General features: G+C 44.5%; 17 protein-coding genes. 10 read left to right on the plus strand and 7 right to left on the minus strand.

Features of this window, described 5'->3' with window-relative positions; translation table 11 throughout:
* Window positions 1-3: 3 nt before the first annotated feature.
* From KPL72_RS00440 to KPL72_RS00455, 4 genes are all read left to right on the plus strand, one after another.
* The gene (locus tag KPL72_RS00440) at window positions 4-963 is read left to right on the plus strand and encodes an NADPH:quinone reductase (RefSeq protein ID WP_219701105.1); all 960 of its coding nucleotides are present in this window, start codon (window positions 4-6) and stop codon (window positions 961-963) included.
* Between the two features lie 215 nt (window positions 964-1,178).
* Window positions 1,179-1,952 carry a helix-turn-helix domain-containing protein gene (locus KPL72_RS00445; protein ID WP_100187258.1) on the plus strand — a complete coding sequence of 258 codons (774 nt, stop codon included), beginning with the start codon at window positions 1,179-1,181 and terminating at the stop codon, window positions 1,950-1,952.
* A 312-nt stretch (window positions 1,953-2,264) separates the two neighbouring features.
* Window positions 2,265-5,387 (plus strand): bifunctional proline dehydrogenase/L-glutamate gamma-semialdehyde dehydrogenase PutA, encoded by a 3,123-nt coding sequence (gene putA / locus KPL72_RS00450; protein ID WP_219701107.1) that lies wholly within the window; start codon window positions 2,265-2,267, stop codon window positions 5,385-5,387.
* Between the two features lie 14 nt (window positions 5,388-5,401).
* Window positions 5,402-6,085: a 1-pyrroline-5-carboxylate dehydrogenase gene (locus KPL72_RS00455; protein WP_219701109.1), complete on the plus strand. Its 684-nt coding sequence runs from the start codon at window positions 5,402-5,404 to the stop codon at window positions 6,083-6,085.
* Window positions 6,086-6,181: 96 nt separating this feature from the next.
* Here the strand turns inward: KPL72_RS00455 and KPL72_RS00460 are convergent, their stop codons facing one another.
* From KPL72_RS00460 to KPL72_RS00475, 4 genes are all read right to left on the minus strand, one after another.
* On the minus strand, window positions 6,182-7,291 hold the full coding sequence (locus tag KPL72_RS00460; RefSeq protein ID WP_219701111.1) for a TRAP transporter substrate-binding protein: 1,110 nt from the start codon (window positions 7,289-7,291) through the stop codon (window positions 6,182-6,184).
* 287 nt (window positions 7,292-7,578) lie between these two features.
* Window positions 7,579-8,688, minus strand: a complete 1,110-nt coding sequence (locus KPL72_RS00465; RefSeq protein WP_212917034.1) for a TRAP transporter substrate-binding protein — start codon at window positions 8,686-8,688, stop codon at window positions 7,579-7,581.
* 164 nt (window positions 8,689-8,852) lie between these two features.
* Window positions 8,853-9,965 carry a TRAP transporter substrate-binding protein gene (locus tag KPL72_RS00470; protein WP_219701113.1) on the minus strand — a complete coding sequence of 371 codons (1,113 nt, stop codon included), beginning with the start codon at window positions 9,963-9,965 and terminating at the stop codon, window positions 8,853-8,855.
* A gap of 242 nt (window positions 9,966-10,207) precedes the next feature.
* On the minus strand, window positions 10,208-11,275 hold the full coding sequence (locus tag KPL72_RS00475) for an oxidoreductase (RefSeq protein WP_219701116.1): 1,068 nt from the start codon (window positions 11,273-11,275) through the stop codon (window positions 10,208-10,210).
* Window positions 11,276-11,425: 150 nt separating this feature from the next.
* Between KPL72_RS00475 and KPL72_RS00480 the strand changes: the two genes are divergently transcribed.
* The gene (locus tag KPL72_RS00480) at window positions 11,426-11,695 is read left to right on the plus strand and encodes a CopG family ribbon-helix-helix protein (RefSeq protein ID WP_219701120.1); all 270 of its coding nucleotides are present in this window, start codon (window positions 11,426-11,428) and stop codon (window positions 11,693-11,695) included.
* The gene (locus KPL72_RS00485; RefSeq protein ID WP_219701122.1) at window positions 11,695-11,979 is read left to right on the plus strand and encodes a type II toxin-antitoxin system RelE/ParE family toxin; all 285 of its coding nucleotides are present in this window, start codon (window positions 11,695-11,697) and stop codon (window positions 11,977-11,979) included. Before KPL72_RS00480 ends, KPL72_RS00485 begins: the two co-directional genes overlap by 1 nt.
* On the opposite strand, the gene KPL72_RS00490 is transcribed toward KPL72_RS00485, so the two are convergent.
* Window positions 11,980-12,711, minus strand: coding sequence for a hypothetical protein (locus tag KPL72_RS00490; RefSeq protein WP_219701124.1), 732 nt, complete (start codon window positions 12,709-12,711; stop codon window positions 11,980-11,982). It abuts the gene before it with no gap.
* 198 nt (window positions 12,712-12,909) lie between these two features.
* The gene (gene uvrD, locus KPL72_RS00495) at window positions 12,910-15,123 is read right to left on the minus strand and encodes a DNA helicase II (RefSeq protein WP_219701125.1); all 2,214 of its coding nucleotides are present in this window, start codon (window positions 15,121-15,123) and stop codon (window positions 12,910-12,912) included.
* A 183-nt stretch (window positions 15,124-15,306) separates the two neighbouring features.
* Between uvrD and KPL72_RS00500 the strand changes: the two genes are divergently transcribed.
* The 3 genes from KPL72_RS00500 (at window position 15,307) to KPL72_RS00510 (ending at window position 17,781) form a co-directional block, all read left to right on the plus strand.
* Window positions 15,307-15,501: a PA3496 family putative envelope integrity protein gene (locus KPL72_RS00500; RefSeq protein ID WP_212917038.1), complete on the plus strand. Its 195-nt coding sequence runs from the start codon at window positions 15,307-15,309 to the stop codon at window positions 15,499-15,501.
* Window positions 15,502-15,801: 300 nt separating this feature from the next.
* Window positions 15,802-16,998 (plus strand): amino acid aminotransferase, encoded by a 1,197-nt coding sequence (locus tag KPL72_RS00505; protein WP_212917039.1) that lies wholly within the window; start codon window positions 15,802-15,804, stop codon window positions 16,996-16,998.
* A gap of 156 nt (window positions 16,999-17,154) precedes the next feature.
* Window positions 17,155-17,781 (plus strand): DsbA family protein, encoded by a 627-nt coding sequence (locus KPL72_RS00510; RefSeq protein ID WP_219701127.1) that lies wholly within the window; start codon window positions 17,155-17,157, stop codon window positions 17,779-17,781.
* Window positions 17,782-17,806: 25 nt separating this feature from the next.
* Here KPL72_RS00510 and KPL72_RS00515 read toward each other — a convergent pair whose 3' ends face one another.
* The gene (locus KPL72_RS00515) at window positions 17,807-19,372 is read right to left on the minus strand and encodes a GntR family transcriptional regulator (protein ID WP_219701129.1); all 1,566 of its coding nucleotides are present in this window, start codon (window positions 19,370-19,372) and stop codon (window positions 17,807-17,809) included.
* Between the two features lie 237 nt (window positions 19,373-19,609).
* On the opposite strand from KPL72_RS00515, the gene KPL72_RS00520 reads away from it, so the two are divergent.
* Window positions 19,610-20,827 (plus strand): aminotransferase class V-fold PLP-dependent enzyme, encoded by a 1,218-nt coding sequence (locus tag KPL72_RS00520; RefSeq protein ID WP_219701131.1) that lies wholly within the window; start codon window positions 19,610-19,612, stop codon window positions 20,825-20,827.
* The last annotated feature ends 4 nt before the right edge of the window (window positions 20,828-20,831 follow it).

Here is a 20,831-nt window from a genome sequence, read left to right on the forward strand (position 1 = left end):
AATATGAAAGCAATGCAAATGAGAGACTACGGTCCAGCCAGCGATTTGTCGCTGGTTGAGGCTCAAAAGCCAAGTATTACTGCAGACCAGATTTTGGTTCAAGTAGGTGCTGCTGGCGTGAACCCAGTGGACACTTACATTCGTTCAGGCACCAATAATTATTCAGCCACTTTCCCGCACACTCCAGGTTCTGATGGAGCAGGTACGATTGTGGAACTGGGTGCTAATGTAACTGGCTTCGAGATTGGTCAAAGGGTTTATTTTAGTCGTAATCTAAGCGGATCTTCTGCTGAGTTCGCCGCTTGTGCAGCGACTCACACGTATCCGCTAGCGGATGCTTTGTCTTTCGAAGAAGGTGCTTGTGTTGGTATTCCTTACACAACCGCTCACCGAGCTTTATTTGGCCGAGCCAATGGCAAAGCTGGCGACAAGGTATTGGTACATGGTGCAACGGGCGCAGTCGGCATTGCCACGGTGCAATTAGCATTAGCAGCAGGAATGGAAGTAGTTGCCAGCTCTGGCACCGCAGCTGGCGCCGATTTATTACGCCAGCAAGGTGTGACTAACATTATTATGCACAATGAAGCAGACCATCTTGCACCTTATCAGTCGTTAGAGACGGGTTTTGGTATCGTTATCGAGATGCTTGCCAATCACAACTTGGATCAAGACTTAAAAGCCTTAGCCTTTGGTGGTTGCGTTGCAGTCGTGGGGAACCGCGGCACGATAGAAATTAATCCTCGTGACTTAATGGCTCGAGATGCTTCTGTAGTCGGTGTAGCATTAGCCAATACCAAACCAAACGAGCTTGCATTGATTGCAAAAGCCTTACGTCCCTTGTTTGAAAAAGGCGTACTCAAGCCAGTCATTCGTCATAGCTACCCGCTTATCGAATTAGCTCAAGCGCACGAAGATGTCTTAAAATCTGGAGCTCTGGGTAACCTTGTTATTCGTATAAACTAGAAATCAAAAATTCAGCTCAAACACGGTGCTTTAAAAGCTTTTTAGAAGCTCTTTTAAAAGTAAAGCACCATGTTTCTTTTCCCTTCAATCTGCCTCTATATGCACTCCAAGCTCCCATTTATGCCGTAAAATCCTATATCTTCAAAAAAATACGCTACTAAAGCCGCCTTAAGGTCGCTATACTTTCTCACTTATGTTTATTCAAAAGGCACATTTTGACTCAGTCTGATTCCGATGTTTTCAGCCTACCTACCGAAGCGGACGCCCACGACCATGATTACCATCAACTGGTGGTTGTGCTAGATGGCAATACCGATTTCGATATAGAAGGCAAAGGCAAGCAATTGCATACTGGCGAAGGTTGTATTCTTCCGTCAGAAAATAGCCATGCATTTGCGGGTCTGGGTGAAAATCGCATCATGGTGGTCAACCTGCCCATTCCGCCGCAAAAAGGCATTACCGACGAAGAATACGAAGTCGTATCGCGTTTGTTTGATCAAGCGGCGTATTTTCAGCTTAACCCTCGTTTACAGATACTGGCTTCGGCTCTATCTGGTGAATTACAGCAATACCCAAATGATATGATTCTTGCTCGCGCTTGCGGCAACACCTTGTTAAGCGCTATTCGCCATCAGATCAACAATAAAGATGTCCGTTCCCGTGGCAACCATCTTGATATCGATAAACTCGACCAATTTATCGAACTGAATTTATCTCGCCGTGTTCATATCGATCAGTTGGCAAACTTCTGCTTTTTAAGTGTCAGCCAGTTTCACGAGCGCTTTAAAGATCGTACTGGCATGACACCACATCAATATCTAATGCGTAAACGTTTAGAACGCGCGCAAAGCTTACTCGCAGAAGGTTTCCCGCCTATTCAAGTGGCCGAAATGTGTGGCTTCTCCAGCCAAAGCGCCATGACCAACGTCTTCTCCCAAACCCTCGGTATTACACCGCTTAAATACCAAAAGCAATTTGGTAATCGCTAATTCTATTTGTTCATAAAACACCAAAAATCGCCCCATTTGTAAGCATTTCAATCTATTACTCAAAACTTCTGCACAATAATAAATCAGCGCCAAATTTATTATTGTGGAGTCGGACTTTCTTATAAAAAAAAACGATTTTTTCGAAAGACAATTTATCCCTTCTGTCACTAAAGTGTCAGCATTATCCAGACATGCATTTTTTTGATTAAGCAGAGTGAAAAGTAGTCAAAATAGTGTTAACTGCTCTATAACAATATGCGGCCTTAATAAAAAACCATTTGGTTTTTTATGTTAACGCGGGAGAATCCAACCATGTTTAAAGCGATTGAGGTGTTACAGCCTAACTTCATTCAGCGTCCACTCAATGAATTGTGGCAGCTTATTTCCCCTCTTTATAATATGGATGAAGAGAAGTGGTTAAATGAGTTATTGCCTTTGGCCAAACCTACCGAAGGTGAGCTAGAAACCCAAACCAATGCCGCTGCAAACTTGATTGCCGAAGTCCGCAAAGACGACGATAGCATGTCAATGATTGACGCTTTGCTATTGGAATACAGCCTAGACACTAAAGAAGGCATTTTGCTGATGTGTTTGGCAGAAGCGCTAATGCGTGTGCCAGATAAAGAAACTGCCGACGCCTTCATCAAAGACCGTTTGAGCGTTGCCGATTGGGCATCTCACGCTAAAAACTCTGACTCTTTCTTCGTTAACGCTTCTACTTGGGGCTTATTATTGACGGGTAAAATCGTCACCATGGACGAGAAAAAAGACGGAACGCCAGCTAACTTGGTAAACCGCATGGTAAACCGTGTTTCGGAGCCTGTGATTCGTAAAGCGATGAACCAAGCCATGAAAATCATGGGACATCAATTCGTTCTAGGCCGCAGCATTGAAGAGGCCTTGTCTCGTGGTAAAGGCTACCGTGACAAAGGTTACACTTACTCTTTCGACATGTTGGGTGAAGCGGCACTAACGGCTGCCGATGCTGACAAATACCTAAAGTCTTACCTGCAAGCGGTTGAGTCTGTCGGCAAAGACACCTACAGTCAAAAACATCGCCCAACCATTTCTATCAAGTTATCTGCGCTACACCCGCGTTATGAAGTGGGTTGTGAAGAACGCGTAATGACAGAACTTTTTGAAAGCGTTAAAGGTCTGATTACCAAAGCTCGCTCGTTGAACGTCGGTATCACCATTGATGCGGAAGAAGCAGATCGTCTAGAACTGTCTTTGCATTTGTTTGAAAAATTGTTCCGCGACGAATGCACCAAAGGCTGGGGCTTATTTGGCCTTGTGGTTCAGGCTTACTCAAAACGCGCTCTACCGGTTTTAGTTTGGTTGGCAGCACTATCTAAAGAACAAGGCGATCGCATTCCTGTGCGTCTTGTGAAAGGCGCTTACTGGGATTCTGAAATCAAAATGTGCCAACAGCGTGGCATCAATGGCTACCCAGTTTACACTCGCAAAGAATCTACCGACGTTTCTTACTTGGCTTGCGCTCACTTCTTATTAAGCGAACATACTCGTGCAAATATCTTCCCGCAGTTTGCGAGCCATAACGCACACACTATCGCGACGATTAGCTGCATTGCTAAGCAGTTAGGTGCAACGACAGAAGAATTTGAATTCCAACGTCTACACGGTATGGGCGATGCACTTTACAACCGCTTGATCAAAGACAGCGACATCTGCGTGCGTATTTACGCACCTGTCGGTAGCCATAAAGACTTGCTTCCATACTTGGTTCGTCGTCTGCTAGAAAACGGCGCAAACAGCTCATTCGTTCACCGTTTAATCGACGCTAGCTACCCGATTTCTGAGTTGATTGGTCACCCCGTTACTACGCTCGAAAGTCGTAAAACACTAGCAAACCCACACATCAGCTTGCCTTCTGGTTTATTTGACGACCGTAAAAACTCATTCGGTCCGAACATCGAGATTGATTCTGAGTGGACGCCTTTCAAAGCGAAAATCGATGCTTTCATGGGGCAAGACACCCAATGGCGCGCCTTTCCTATCGTTGGTGGCGAGAAAGTAGCAACAGGTCAAACGCATTCTATTGAAAGCCCTTACGACCACAGCCAAACTGCAGGTCAAATTGACTGGGCAGACACAGCGACCGTTACCAAGGCAATTGACCTTGCTGAAGCCGCTTTCCCTGCATGGTCTGCGCGTCCAGCAACAGAACGTGCTGATTGCCTAGATAAAATGGCCGACTTGATGGAAGAAAACTACGCAGAATTGATGGCACTTTGCCACCGTGAAGCTGGTAAAACCATTCAAGACAGCATCGACGAAGTACGTGAAGCCGTTGATTTCTGTCGCTACTATGCTCAACAAGCTCGTAGCCACTTTGCCAATCCAACCAGCTACACAGATTTCTTAGGTCAAGAAAAACAAGCCAAGCTAAACGGCCGCGGTGTGTTCACTTGTATCAGCCCGTGGAACTTCCCATTGGCAATCTTTACAGGCCAAGTGGTTGCCGCTCTTGTAGTAGGTAACACTGTGGTTGCGAAGCCGGCTGAACAAACCAGCTTAATCGCTTTCCGTGCCATTGAAATGCTACATCAAGCAGGCGTTCCGACTGACGTACTTCACCTATTACCAGGTGACGGCGCAACGGTTGGTGCCCCACTTACTAGCGACAAACGCATTGCGGGTCTTGCCTTTACAGGTTCCACTGGAACAGCCCAATTGATCAACCGTACTCTAGCGGCTCGTGGCGTTGCACCAGTACCAGTGATTGCGGAAACTGGTGGTCAAAATGCCATGCTGGTTGATTCCACCTCTTTGCCTGAGCAAGTAGTACGTGATGCGGTGCGTTCCGCCTTCGCTTCTGCAGGACAACGTTGTTCAGCATTACGCGTATTGTTTGTTCAAGCGGATATTGCAGACCGTGTTATTCCGATGATCAAAGGTGCTATGCAAGAACAAACAGTTGGTTTGCCTTATCTACACAGTACAGACGTAGGTCCGGTTATCGACAAGAAAGCCCAAGACATGTTGCTTGAGCACATCGAACGCATGACAAAAGAAAGCAAACTGATTGCCCAAGCAGAGCTTCCAGACTTCGCTAAAAACGGCACGTTCGTTGCACCAACGGCATTCGAAATCAGCAGCATTGACCAGCTAACAGATGAGAAATTTGGCCCTATCCTTCACGTTGTACGCTACAAAGCACGTGATTTGGATAAGATCATCGACACCATCAATAACTCAGGCTTTGGTTTGACTATGGGCGTTCACAGCCGCAACGAAACCACCTGTGCACGCATAGCTAGCCGCGCTCGTGTTGGTAACCTTTACATCAACCGCGACCAAGTCGGTGCGGTAGTTGGTGTTCAGCCTTTCGGCGGACAAGGTTTATCAGGCACAGGACCAAAAGCTGGCGGCCCACATTACCTTCAACGCTTCGCCATTGAGCAAGACCTTTAAGGGGAGACATTACTATGACAATCGTACAACCTATCCAAATTCAGGTCTCTCAAAAAGTCTTCGAAGCATGGGACAAGCTTGGCGTAAACGCTCGTGCAGAAAAACTGCAGAAAGCCCTTAACGCTTTTCCTAACGAACAAAGAAAAATGGCCGCTTGGCAGATCGATAACGCCAAGCAATCTATTGCAGAAACACGTGTAATGCCTGGGCCAACAGGCGAACGTAACGAACTATCTAACCAAGGCCGTGGCGTGTTTCTTTGCATGTCTTTTATCGAAGGCGATAAAGCAAAAATAGGTTTAGTCGGTCAAGTATTTGCTGCACTTATTGCGGGTAACCCTGTCATTACTGTTGGCCCAACGGGTCAAGAAATCATGGATATGATTTCTCCATTCGTGACTGAAGGTGTCGTGCAGAACATTGCAGAATCGGCTCAAGATTCTTTGATCGAAGCCAACCACCTTGCTGGTATTGCAACACTTTGCGACCCTATGCAAGCGCAACTGCTAAGCCAACGTCTTGCAGCGAAAAGCGGCCTAATCTGCCAATTGGTTGAAGAAACTGATGCAGAAAACCTAAGTGTCATTGCAAAGCCGCATTACGTTCTGCGCTTTGTCACTGAACGCACTGTGTCTAACAACACAACAGCGATCGGTGGCAACGCAACACTGCTTGAATTAGGCAGCATGAACGACTAATACTCGTTCATCATAGATACGCTGTAAAAAAACAAAAGGGCCCTTCTTGGTAGCAAGAAGGGCCCTTACTTTTATTCATTGCTCAAAAACGCTCTGTTACTCAAGCTCACGAGCATTAATAAAAGCCCGCTCAGACACTTCGTGCCATGCTCTGACTTTACTGTTGAACTCTTTGAATGAGTTGTAGACTTTTTGGCTCATAGGATCCGCAGCTGCGACTTCATCTAGTGTCTCAGCCGAGGCTTTTTTCAATGCCACTAACACTTCTTTTGGAAATGGTTTCAAAACCACATGATGCTCATTCACTAACGTTTCTAACGCGGCGTTGTTACGCGCGGTAAACTCATCCAGCATATCGGCATTCACTTGGCGAGTCGCCGCTCGAACAATCAGTTGAAGATCGTTTGGTAAGGCTTCAAACGCTTCTTTATTGTAGATCGCTTCCATGGTTGAACCTGGCTCATGCCAACCTGGGTAGTAGTAGAATTTGGCCGCTTTGTACAAACCAAACGCTAGGTCATTGTATGGGCCAACCCATTCTGTCGCATCAATGGTGCCGGTTTGCAGTGCGGTGAAGATCTCACTCCCTGGCAAGTTAACTGGTGTGCCACCTACCTTTTTTAATACTTCGCCACCTAAGCCAGGAAGACGCATTTTCAAGCCTTGGAAGTCAGCAAGAGAATTGATCTCTTTGTTGAACCAACCCCCCATTTGTACTCCAGTATTGCCTGCTGCCATCGGGATAAGGTTAAAAGGTGCATAGGTTTCTTCCCACAATTTCAGGCCGCCACCATAGTGGAGCCATGAGTTCATTTCTTGTGCAGTAAAGCCAAACGGTACGGCAGAGAAAAACTGAGCCGCTGGAGCTTTGCCTTTCCAGTAGAAAGCACCACCATGACCCACTTGAGCAGTGCCACGTGATACCGCATCAAACACTTCCAACGCAGGTACTAGCTCGCCTGCAGCGTATACTTTTACCACTAAGCGCCCATTCGACATTGCGGTAATATTTTCCGCTAAATGTTCTGCCGCTGTGCCTAAACCAGGGAAATTTTTCGGCCAAGTAGTGACCATTTTCCAATGAATGACATCCGCCGCTTTTTCCGCCTTGGCTGTTTCTTTTTCTTCTGATCCACCACAAGCCACCAAGCTTGCCGCTGTCAAACCAACCAACGCCAGTTTTCCCCACATTTTTATTATTTTCATTAATTATCCCTAAGAGACTAAATTACTTTATTTTTATAAAAGCTTTGCTTGATACTACGAACAAAGCAAAGGCGAGTCGACCAACCAACTCTATAGTCATAGCTTATTTGCTAAGTATTTTTAATAGTATGAATTGTAATATTAAGGCTCAAGGTTTTTTTGGTTTTATTTTTAGACAGTATTTATCAGTCGAATAAGTAAGTCCTATAAATAAAAAAGCTCCGTTATCATAGATAACGAAGCTTTTACTGATATTAACCAGCAATCAACAACAGGCTTTTAAAAAATTAATCGTCTGCTCGCGCATTAATATAAGCACGTTCAGAAACATCATGCCATTCACTTACTGGAGCTAAAAAGTTCTTGAACGACTCATAGACTTTTTTACTCTCAGGGTCACCCGCAGCCACTTCGTCTAATGTCTCGTGAGAGGCTTTCTTAAGTGCCTCCAACAAGTCGCGAGGGAAAGGTTTAAGAATTACATTATGCTCATTTACCAAGGTGTGAAGCGCGGCGTTATTACGCGCGGTAAACTCATTAATCATGTCTAAATTGGCTTGTTTTACCGCAGCTCGGGCAATCGCTTGTAGGTCTTTAGGTAGAGCTTCAAAAGCCTCTTTGTTAAAGATAACTTCAACCGCAGAACCTGGCTCATGCCAGCCTGGGTAATAATAATATTTCGCGGCTTTATATAAACCAAATGCCAGATCGTTATAAGGCCCAACCCATTCCGTCGCATCAATCGTGCCTGTTTGAAGAGCATTGAACACTTCACTACCCGGCAAATTAATTGGTGATGCACCGACTTTTTTCAGTACTTCTCCACCTAATCCAGGCATGCGCATTTTCAAGCCTTGGAAGTCAGCTAATGAATTGATCTCTTTATTGAACCAACCGCCCATTTGTACGCCAGCGTTACCAGCTACCATTGGGATTAAGTTAAATGGCGCATAGATCTCTTCCCATAACTGTAAGCCACCGCCGTAGGCAATCCACGCGTTGAATTCTTGTGCAGTAAAGCCAAAAGGAACCGTAGAGAAAAACTGCGCTGCCGGCACTTTTCCTTTCCAGTAATAAGCAGTGCCATGGCCCATTTGCGCGGTACCACGAGATACAGCATCAAATACTTCTAATGCTGGAACAAGTTCGCCTGCAGCATAGACTTTAATATCCAAACGACCGTTGGACATCTCTTTAATATTATTCGCAAGTGCTTCTGCACCCGTTCCCATTCCTGGGGCGTTTTTTGGCCAAGTTGTCACCATTTTCCAATGAATAACATCGATTTTTTGCTCAGTCTTTGTGGTTTCTTTTTCTTCAGACCCACCACAGGCTACTAAAGCCGTAGTAATTAAACCGACAAAAGCCACTTTTGCCCATATTTTTATTTTGTTCATTCACTTTATCCATTAAGAAACGAATTGCATTGATAATCATCGCTTTACCTAACACTCTGTCAATAATAGTGAGTGAAGCCAAAACGATAAAATAAGCCCTGTTATCAATCGACAGCAGGGCTTATTCGTATAGCTAGTTTTTTATGCCATAAAAAAATGACGTATTAATCTGTCGCACGAGCGTTAATAAACGCACGCTCAGAAATATCATGCCACTGACTAACAGAGCTCAAGAAGCTAGTGAAAGAGTCATAGACTTTTTGGCTCATTGGATCATTAGCAGCCACTTCTTTTAGTGTTTCATCAGACGCAACACGCAAGGCTTCCAAAAGATCTTTAGGGAATTTTTTCAAAATGACATTGTGATCGTTAACTAAAGTGGTTAACGCCGCGTCATTTCGAGCAGTGAACTCACTTAACATACCCAAATTGGCTTGTTGTGCAGCAGAACGAACAATCTCTTGTAGATCTTCAGGTAGCTTATTAAACGCATCTTTATTAATCAGCGCTTCGACAGCAGAGCCTGGCTCTTGCCAACCTGGGTAATAGTAGTATTTCGCCGCTTTGTACAAACCAAACGCTAGGTCATTGTAAGGACCTACCCATTCCGTTGCATCAATGGTTCCAGTTTGTAATGCCGTAAATATTTCGCTACCGGGAAGGTTAATAGTAACAGCACCTACTTTTTTCAGTACCTCACCACCTAAACCAGGCATACGCATTTTTAGGCCTTGGAAATCCGCTAGAGAATTGATTTCTTTATTAAACCAACCGCCCATTTGCGCACCAGTATTACCCACGGCCATTGGAATAATATTAAAGGGTGCGTAGACTTCTTCCCACAGTTTTAAGCCACCACCGTATTCAAGCCAAGCATTGAATTCTTGTGCCGTCATACCAAAAGGCACTGATGAGAAAAACTGTACCGCAGGAGCCTTACCTTTCCAATAATAGGCCGTGCTATGACCCATTTCTGCCGTACCACGAGACACAGCATCAAACACTTCTAGTGCAGGAACCAACTCGCCAGCGGCGTAGACTTTTACATCCAAACGACCGTTAGACATTTTAGTAATATTCTTCGCTAACTCTTCAGCACTTGTGCCCAAGCCAGGAAAGTTTTTTGGCCAAGTCGTGACCATTTTCCAGTGAATTGCTTCTACTTTCTTTTCTACTTTTGCCGTTTCTTCCGCTTTATCTGATCCGCCACAAGCGACCAAAGACAAAGCAAACAAACTGGCAAACGCCAATTTGCCTAATACCATTAAATTACGCATCATTTTCCCTCAGAGAGCCAGTTACTTGATTACTATCAAAACCCGTGAGTCTCAATAGAATCTATCTGTGATATGAAAATAGGCGCCATTAAAACATCCGCTAAATGTCGCCAATTTCTGTATTTTTATAATAAATCAGACAGAAAATTGCCCTTAATATGCAAGAAACATGAAAAGGGCAAAAGATGATAAGAATTGTAGGAATCTTGCTCAACTCTTTTTTACGATTTCTTACGACTAATTCACTTCACGGATAAGTTTGGCGTATATCCCCAAGACATACGCTGACCACTTTCTGCCGATTGTTCCGCCAAACAGATCAAATAAATCAACTGACAAGCCTGCTCCATCGCAACCGGAGCCTCACCTTTACCCAGAATCGCATCGCGTAATTGCGCATAAAACGCCGCATAATCGCCTTGTGTTGCAGCCTCTTGAATGCTTTCAATATCATCTTGAGAATGCGCGACAAAACGAGTGTTTTTTTGCTGGGCGGCTTTCGAAGGAAACTCATCCTGCCATGGCATTTGCCCAGCTCGCAGCGCTTCTTCTTGAGGATCTAAACCCACACACTGCCAGCTACCTTTAGTAAATCTTGCATTAAAGCGGCGCATTTCACCGGCTTCAAACGGCGTCGATGCTAAACGCACGCGTTTATCGTCGTAACCAAACTCCACTTCAAACCAGTCATGGGTTTGACTACCGTCGCGTAACTTATCGATACTCGCATGCAACCATTTAGGCGGCCCAAATAAACTCAATGCCTGATCCAGAATATGCGGCCCTAAATCCCAAAAAATCCCCGTACCAACACCCGGCTCTTCGCGCCAACGGGCTTGTGCCGTCGGACGAAAACGATCAAAGCGAGAATCAAAATGCTTCAACTCACCCAACTCACCACTTTCAATTAATGTTTTAAGACGCAAAAAATCGCCATCAAAACGACGATTCTGATAAACACAAAACACCAAACCTTTTTGCTTCGCCAAGGCACACAACGCCTCTATCTGAGATAAACGGGTGACAGAAGGTTTTTCCAACAACACATGTTTACCGTTTTCCAACGCCAGCTTTGCCTGATCAAAATGCAACATATTCGGCGTCGTAATCACCACCAAATCCACATCCGGCGCCGCAAACACAGATTCAGCAGACGACACCACCGACACATCAGGCAGAACCGCCCTAACCTCATCTGCTTTCGAGCTGCAAACATACGCCATTTCCATGCCAGGATCATTCATCACAAAAGGCGCATGAAACACCCGCCCAGACAAACCAAAACCAATCAAACCAACACGAATCGCCATGCCCCACTCCTTTTCAACTAAATCATTACAACTCTAAATAGTTTACAACCAATTGAAAAAATTTGCTGCAATTAAAAAAATACAAACTAAACTATGATGTATTACAGTGTATTTTTTGTATTATAGATTATAAATGAGAGTATAAATGATATGAGCGTCACAACAGTAAGACTACAAGATGATACTGAGCAGCGCTTAGAGATAATTGCTAACAAACTACAACGCAGCAAAGGCTGGATAATCAATCAAGCTTTAATTGAGTATCTTGAGAAGCAGCAGCTAGAACAAGAACGTTGGCAACAAACTCTAGAAGCGATGGAATCCGCTGCACAAGGAAAAGTGGTCGCGGGCGAAGAAGTTCACGAATGGCTAAACAGCTGGGGAACAGATAACGAACAGGACGCACCGAGGGTAAAATAATGAAACTGGTTTACACGGAAGAAGCCATTAACGACTTAAAACGGTTGCGTGATTTTATAGCCAAACATAACCCAAATGCAGCGTTACGAATAGCACAAGAACTCATTAGTAAAATAAACCTACTCGTGGATTTCCCTCATGTCGGCACTACCGTTAAATTAGCACCGTCACCAGAAACAGTTAGGGACATGATTTTTGGCAATTACATTGTGCGTTACTCAATCCACAAAGAAACAATCATAGTACTTCGTATCTGGCATGGACTTGAGGGTGAACGTAAGTGATCACAATTCCAAACCTATAAATTGGGCATTAAGCAAATCCACTTCTTTAATTATTTTGGGAAGTAATTCAGATTGACGGTCATATTCTCGTTCTATGAATTTCATAACTTCCATCTTTGGATAAGAGTTTCCAGAATAGACAAAAGGCTCAAAGTCCCAGCTGTAAATACCACTATCAACTTCTTTCAAGTTGTACGTTAGCTGACATGTAATATTTGACCAATGTTTCGTGTGATTTCCCCAAGCAAAAAAATATTTATAATCTTCGCTATCAGTATACTTAATTAGCAAGTTTTTTAGAGAACTATACTTCTTACTGTCGACGAGCTTTTTTACTAAAGTTGATAAGGAAATACTACGTTGATTAAGTTTGAGTTCATTATCATGATCAAAATCGAGGCAAAAATACACTACATGGGCTAACAAATCAGTGCCACTATGCAGGTTTCTCAAAAAGGCATTGATGTGGGCTTCACAAGCGACTTTAAAAAACTGCTCTTTCTCATCAGGGATTAGCACTCTATTGACTAATCCTCTTGCCCCAAGCCCTTCATTTTTGAATGCTTCTAAATGTTCTTGGTTAAGGCGCTTGTACTCTTTGTAGTGATAACGGCAATACATTTGATTCTGTTGAATCGAATTTAAAGGGGATATCGCTTTTCTATAGTCAGCAGTTTCGCATCGTGCTTTGATTCTTTTATCTAACGCCGACCAGTCCCAATAAGCAGCCATGATATTCCTTATAAACGTTAAAATTTATCAAACAATGACATATACAAATTTCGTAATCGAAAACTCTAGCATCAAGTAAATACACAATTAACGGAACAAAGGTAAGCTGAGTCTAATTCCTGCCGACGCGCTGAGCTTGCGAAGCAGGCGCAAAGGAATAAGACTCAGCGTCCTTGTTAGCAAATATCCACACAAAAACTACAAAACTTCCAGTTTAGCAAACGACAACACCAGCCATTTAGTGCCTTCGTCGTCAAAGTTCACCTGTACACGTGCTTGTGGGCCTTGGCCTTCGTAATTGATGACTAAACCTTGTCCGAACACAGGGTGATTCACCCGGTCCCCCATGTTCACGGTAACTTCTGGCGCTTTGTAATTATTCAACACACTGCTGTTTTGCAGTTTGTTCTTTTCAAAGTTGTAATCAGGGCGCTGCAAAGACACAGGACGGCTTACTTGTGAGCGAAGACGTACTTCTTCCAAGCATTCCGGTGGCAACTCTTTGATAAAGCGAGATGGACTGTTAAACGATTCGCTACCAAACAAACGACGAGATTCAGCGTATGTGATGTAAAGCTTTTCCATTGCTCGAGTAATACCCACGTAGCAAAGGCGACGCTCTTCAGCGAGTCGACCCGGCTCTTCGAAAGACATTTTGCTTGGAAAGATGTTTTCTTCCACGCCGGTTAAGAACACCAATGGGAATTCTAGGCCTTTCGCCGAGTGCAATGTCATCAATTGCACCGCGTCTTGGTATTCATCCGCTTGCGCATCGCCAGCGTCTAATACAGCCTTGTCCAAGAACGCCATCAGCGGAGAGCTAAACTCTTCGTCCTCATCGCTCCAGCTGAATCCACCTGCCGCACCAACCAACTCTTTTAAGTTTTCGATACGCGCTTCGCCCTTCTCACCTTTCTCTTTTTCATGGAAAGGAATCAAGCCCGCTTCTTCGATGATCTGTTCGAAAATATCGTTCAAGTTCAAATCAGGTTGTTGAACAGTGGTACTTAAACCTTCAATTAGATGCAAAAACGCCTTGATAGCATTGGTTGCTCGCCCCGCCATCAATGACTGTCGTACTACTTCTTGCGCGGCTTGCCACATAGAGCACCCATTATCACGAGCAATTTCACGTAGCGTTCCGATGCTACGTTCGCCAATACCACGAGGCGGTACGTTGATAACTCGCTCCATCGCGCCATCATCATTCGGATCGAGAGCCAAACGGGCGTAAGCCAAGGCATTTTTGATTTCTAGGCGGTCGTAAAATCTGTGTCCACCATAAATTCGATAAGCTATCTGTTCCCTAACTAGGCATTCCTCAATAACACGAGACTGAGCATTGGAGCGATACAAAATCGCCATGTCCGTCAGAGAAGTTCCTTTATCACGCCATTGTTTGATGATGCCAATGATAAAACGCGCTTCGTCTTGTTCGTTAAAGCCTGCATACAGCGAGATTGGATCGCCTTCGCCGCTGTCGGTCCAAAGCTCTTTGCCCAAACGATCATCGTTGTGTTTGATCAAGCCATTGGCCGCATTCAGGATATGACCGGTTGAACGGTAGTTTTGCTCCAAACGAATAGTGCCAACATCTTTAAAATCTTTGGTAAAGTTTTGGATGTTTTCAATTTTCGCGCCACGCCAACCGTAAATCGATTGATCATCATCACCGACAGCGGTAATTGTGCCTTCGCTGCCCACCATAATTCGTAACCAAGCATATTGAATAGTGTTGGTATCTTGAAACTCGTCCACCAGCACATGGCGGAATCGATCTTGATAATGACGCAACAAAGCTGGCGTACTCAGCATCAGTTCATGAGCGCGCAATAGCAATTCGCCGAAATCAAGTAAACCTCCGCGTTCGCAGGCTTCTTCATAGTGGTAATACAGCTCACGCATGCCTTTGGAGAAAGGATCGTGACTGTCTGGTACATGGGCCGCACGGCGACCTTCGTCTTTTTGCGCGTTGATAAACCAAGACACTTGTTTTGGCGGCCAGCGAGTGTCGTCAATATTCAGCTCGCGCATAATACGTTTGATTAATCGTAGCTGATCATCGCTGTCCATAATCTGGAAGTTTTCTTTTAGTCCCGCATCACGCCAATGAGCACGTAAAAGCCTATGCGCTAAACCGTGGAAGGTACCAACCCACATGCCTTGTGGAGGAACGCCCACTAACTGTTCAATACGGCCTTGCATCTCGCGTGCCGCTTTATTGGTAAAGGTTACCGCCATCAGGCTGTAAGGCGACAATTCGTAAGCGTGCATCAACCATGCGATACGGTGCACTAGGACTCGGGTTTTTCCTGACCCAGCGCCAGCCAAAACAAGGCTATTCTGCAAAGGCGCTGCGACGGCTTCACGCTGCTTGTCATTCAGTGAGTCGAGGATAAAAGAAACGTCCATTACATTCCGCCATAATAATTAATAAATTTGTAACAAAAAACGCGTAAAAATAGGTTGATTTTCAATCTATTTGGGTTTTTTATTAGCTTGAAATAAGTTGTCTGTCTATTTTGACTTTTTTTAACTGTCGATGACAGTGATCTATGCACTTGAATGTCGTCGAACGTCCAAAAGGGTATAACGATGAGTGATTTTGCTGAAACACTAACTGAAGTAAAAACCGACATAATGCACGCTTCCATAAGCTTGGATAATGAAACAAAGGATCGGAATCAAAAGGAAGACGCGGCACGTATGTTAAAAGCCAGACGTGCAATTGAACAGCATTTAGAAGAAAAACGTTTAAACCATGATATCTCAAATGGTTGGGACGATTAATTCCTTCTAATTAGCTGATCCTCAAAGTAACCTAAATACGACCTAGCTATCTAGTTAGGTCGGAATATTTTTTTAACTCAAAAATTCTCTTCCCATCAACCCAAGTGTTGTTACTTTTTTCCTATCGGCTTCAAAAAGCGGCTTTATTTGGCGTAAGCAGCTACATTTTTATACAGTTAATTCTTGCCCTTTTCCGTCAACTTATAGCGGTTACTCACGTGTTGGAGTACCATACGGTCTGATTTTTATATCTTCTAATCCATAATAAAAAAAGAAAATAACCCTCTTGGGGGAGTTACCATGTTTGAACATATCCAAGCTGCTCCAGCAGACCCAATTCTTGGCCTGAATGACGCTTACAAAAATGATCCAAATCCCAATAAAATTAACTTGGGCGTTGGTGTATACAAAGATGAACAAGGCAATACACCGATTTTAAAATCGGTGAAACAAGCAGAAGAACGTTTGTTAGCCCAAGAAAAAACCAAAAGCTACCTAAGCATCGAAGGCGCACCCGCTTATCGATCTGCCGTGCAAACGCTTTTATTTGGTAAAGAACACAATATTATTGCCAAACAGCTTGCTCAAACAGCCCATACCCCTGGCGGCACAGGCGCATTGCGCGTCGCAGCAGAATTCATTAAAAAACACTTACCAGAAGCGACTATTTGGGTAAGTAACCCAACATGGGCAAACCATCAGTCTGTTTTTCAATCCGTTGGCTTAGAAGTTGGCAGTTATGCTTACTACAATGCCGATAACAAATCGCTAGACTTTGAAGCCATGCTGGCCAGCTTGTCTCAAGTTCCTGAAGGAGATGTAGTCTTGTTTCATGGCTGCTGCCACAACCCAACTGGCATAGATCCAACGCCAGAGCAGTGGTATCAATTGGCTAAGCTATGCAGTAAACAAGGTTTCTTGCCATTGTTTGACTTTGCTTACCAAGGCTTTGGCCAAGGTTTGCAAGAAGATGCTCAAGGCTTACGTACTTTCTTAGAGCACGTTCCAGAGATGCTGATTGCCAGCTCGTTTTCCAAAAATTTCGGTCTCTACAATGAACGAGTTGGTGCACTGACGATTTTGTGTGAAACAGCTGAACAAGCTGAAACAGCGTTCACGCAGATTAAACGCTGCATTCGCACAAATTATTCAAACCCGCCTTCTCATGGTTCTGCGGTTGTTGCCGAAATTCTGAATGATCCTGAGCTATTTGCTCTATGGGAAAGTGAAGTCAAAGCAATGCGTACTCGCATTCATGAAATGCGTAGCTTGTTTGTGAATACACTACGAATCAAAGGCGTCAGCCAAGATTTTTCGTTTATTTCACATCAGCAAGGCATGTTCTCTTTTTCTGGCCTGACACCAGATCAAGTGGCACAGTTGCGTAAAGAGTACGGCATCTACATTGTTGGCTCAGGGCGTATTAGTGTTGCTGGTATGACTCATGAGAATATGGATCCGCTTTGTGATGCTATTGCCGCTATTTTAAAGGGCTAAGCTAACATTTAGTCGCTACAGCACAATTCAAAAAAACGGCTTCAATTTTCATATTGAAGCCGTTTTTTTATATCGGTTGTTTTTGTTTGTTGTTTTATAGCTAAAGAGGCTGTTACCTTATGGCCTCGCTTTTTTCTATATTTACAGGAGCTATCCATGACCGCCACACTGATTTACTGCTACGACCCTATGTGCAGCTGGTGTTGGGGATTCCGCCCTACTTGGACCAAGCTACAAAAAGCCTTACAAGACTTGGTCGATGCGGATCAATTAACCATTCAGCCCATGTTGGGTGGTCTTGCTATTGATTCTGATGTTGCCATGTCAGATGAGATGAAAGGCAAGCTAGAAGCCACATGGAAAAATATTCAAAGCACTCTAGGCACAGAATTTAACTTCGATTTCTGGAAAACCGCGTTGCCACGCCGTTCGACTTACCCAGCATGCAGAGCCTGTTATGTCGCAAGAGACACAGGATTGGAAGAAGAAATGTATCACGCCATCCAAGAGGCGTATTACCTGAATGCTAAAAACCCATCAGACTTAGACACTCTCATTGAATGCGCTGAGCAAATAGGCATGAATGCAGACGGTTTTCAAAAAACCATGCAACACGTTAAAAATAAGCGTTTATTGGAAGAAGAAATAGAGCAAGCTCGACATCTTGGCTTGAATTCTTTTCCCTCTTTAGCCTTGCTAGTAGGCGATAAACTTACGCCAATTCCACTAGATTACAAAGATCATTCAAGCATGCTAAATGCGATAAAAAAGGCGCTGTCGTAGCGCCTTAAATCACTTTTCACTCAGTTTAACCAAAATCGTGATTGATGAGATCCAACATCGGGTTATAAAGCGGTTCAGTTGTGGCATTACGAGACTTTTTAGTTTCCTTCTCAGGCTGCGTTAAATCACTTTCTATCGCTTCGACAAGCTCTTCAGCTTGCTCGTTTTCTTCCACTGGCTCAAGAGTCTCTACAGCTTGCTCATCGGCCTTTTCAATGCTTGGTTCTTCCGGCTCAATAATCGGCTTAACTTCATCAACAACCAAATGCTCAGCCAAGGCTTTTGCTAGAGGCTCCACATCATCCAAGGTTACATTCACTGCCAACCAATGATTGGCATCTGCTTCATGGCTAACCAAGGCGCCGGGCACAATCGCGTGGCGAAAACTGGCTAACAAGGCGGTCATGCTAGCGACTTCTAATGGCTTGGACAGATGCATCCAAAGCGACATTCCGCCTTTGCTGGCAGCAAAACTAACATGCTCGCCAAGACGTGTTTCAAGATGCGCTTTAACACGCTCCGAATTCGCCCAAACCTCTCGAGCACGTTTCGTTAATGAGCGCTTACTATTAGGCTGTAATGCATCGCTCAAGGCCATTTGTTGAGCATCACTCAACGCCATATCTGCGCCTAAGAAAGCGCCTTCCAACAAGGCTTGATGCTTACCAGGCAAACACCAGCTTGCAGAGCGATCTACGCCTTTTGATTCCACTCCGCCGATATAAACAATCTGATCAGACGAATCCAGTGACTTGTAGGTCATCATGGATCCCGCTCGATATGCCAAATGCGAACATAAGTCCCACTCGATCACTGGCAATTTGGTTTCTTCGATAATCGCCAACCAACGACGCAAACTTAAATTACTCACCAACTGGCCAGCAGGAAACGAGAACTGCCCCGGCAAGACAACCAGACGAATGGATTTATCACGTAAACAACGAATTGCTAAGTCTAAGTCAACACCACGCTCGCCAGCCGTCAGGGCAATCACTTGTCGCCCTAAGCTCTGCAAGGTGGTGGTAATTCTAGGATCGCAAGGCGTTAACACCAATACACTGTCGCCACGTTGAGTCAGTGTTTGTACGGTTTGGGTGAAGATTGCTAAAGGAGAGCGCCCTAACCAAAGATGTGATGCATGAGCTTTAATACCAAGCCCTTTTAAATGCACACTAACAGCTTCACGGGCTGCCAAATGACCTTTACCTAAGACAGGAAGGCTTACTTCTTCCTGACGTGTTGCTGGGCTTAAAAAAGCGTCGCTTTGATCAACCAAGGCCGCTCGATGTGCAAGACATGCCCAAGCCGGTTTAGTACCGTCTTTGGCGAGTTCACGTAATTCGTCGCCAGCCAATAACAGCGCAGGTTTTGTCTCACTACGGTGACAAACAAAGTAGCCAGATTTGGGGCGAGACTCGATCCAACCATCTTCGCTTAACAACTCATAACCATGTATGACCGTATTTAAGCTCAGGTCCAATTGTTTCGATAAAGCTCGTAAAGACGGCATTTTATCACCAGGCACAATGGCCTCTTGTGACATCTGATCCAAAAACCAATCCACCACACCTTTATATAAAAAATCCGCCACCGTTTTGTACCTTTTCTAGTTTGTCATCTAGTATCTGTTATCAATCATTATAGTTGTCTTAAAAAAACGCAAGTAAAAGCCCAATAATTCACGATTTTGATGGAAGTTAAGGTACAATTTCACCAATTTAGCGCAGATTTCATGACTTTTGGTTCAGACTTTTAAGCCACTAGCATCACCAATTAAAATCCGCCCATTGTTCAAAACCAAAGTAGACAACCCCAAAGTAGAGTATCCATGGCTTTTGACCCCTCCTCGCTTCGTCACCTATTCCCAATTTTGGCGCAGTCAGCCTATGATCATCCGCTAACCTATTTAGATAATGCGGCGACGACGCAAAAGCCGTTGCCAGTATTGGATGCAATTCAGGACTATTACCGAAGCTTTAACGCCAATGTTCATCGTGGCGCGCACTTCCTTAGCGACCGAGCAACCAACCGTTTTGAGCAAGCCCGAGACACGATCGCAAGCTTTATTAATGCGCCAGAACAAAGCCATGTGATTTGGACAAAAGGCGCGACAGAAGCCATCAATACGGTCGCTTTTGGTTTAGAGCATCTGCTCGAAAAAGGCGATGAGATACTCATCACTAGTTTAGAACATCACGCCAACCTAGTGCCTTGGCAGCAATTAGCCTTTCGCACTGGCGCTCGATTACGCATTCTGCCATTAACATCCAATGGCAAATGGGAGCCGGAATTCAGCCACTACTTCACGGATCGCACGCGTATTTTTGCGGCGACGCAGATTTCCAATGCCATCGGCGTAAGCACACCGCTGCAAACAATGCTCGATCATGCCAAGCAACAAGGCGCTTTTACCCTTGTCGATGGCGCTCAAGCCGTGGCGCACTATCCTATTGATGTGCAAATATTAGACTGTGACTTTTATGTCTTCTCTGGCCACAAGATGTATGGTCCAACAGGTATTGGCGTGTTATATGGTAAAAGCCACGCTTTGGAAGTTCTGCTGCCCTACCAAACGGGCGGCGAAATGGTGCGTCATGTTTCGTATCAAGCCACAGAGTTCAATGTGCTTCCTTATCGCTTGGAAGCAGGAACGCCACACATCGAAGGCGTTATTGGCTTGGCGGCGGCCTGTGATTTTCTTAACGCTCAGGATCGTCTTTCATTATTAGCTTGGGAACAATCCCTCGCTACACATGTGTATTCTCGTCTTCATAAAGAAGGTGGCATCGAAATTTATTCGCCCGAGAAAAACACTACTTTGGTTTCACTAAGTGTACCCAATATTCATATCTTGGATTTGAACGCTTACCTAGATAGCCAAGGTGTCGCGGTTCGAGCTGGCAGTCACTGTGCCCATCCGTTAATGGCACAACTTGGTGTTGCTGGTACCTTGCGCGCTTCTTTTGCTTGTTACAACACCATGGAAGAAGCTAACCGCTTCTGCGATGTTCTTCTAGAAGCCATAGACCTATTAAACGATGAGTAACACT

The organism is Marinomonas lutimaris, from assembly GCF_019426345.1.
Taxonomy (GTDB): domain Bacteria; phylum Pseudomonadota; class Gammaproteobacteria; order Pseudomonadales; family Marinomonadaceae; genus Marinomonas; species Marinomonas lutimaris.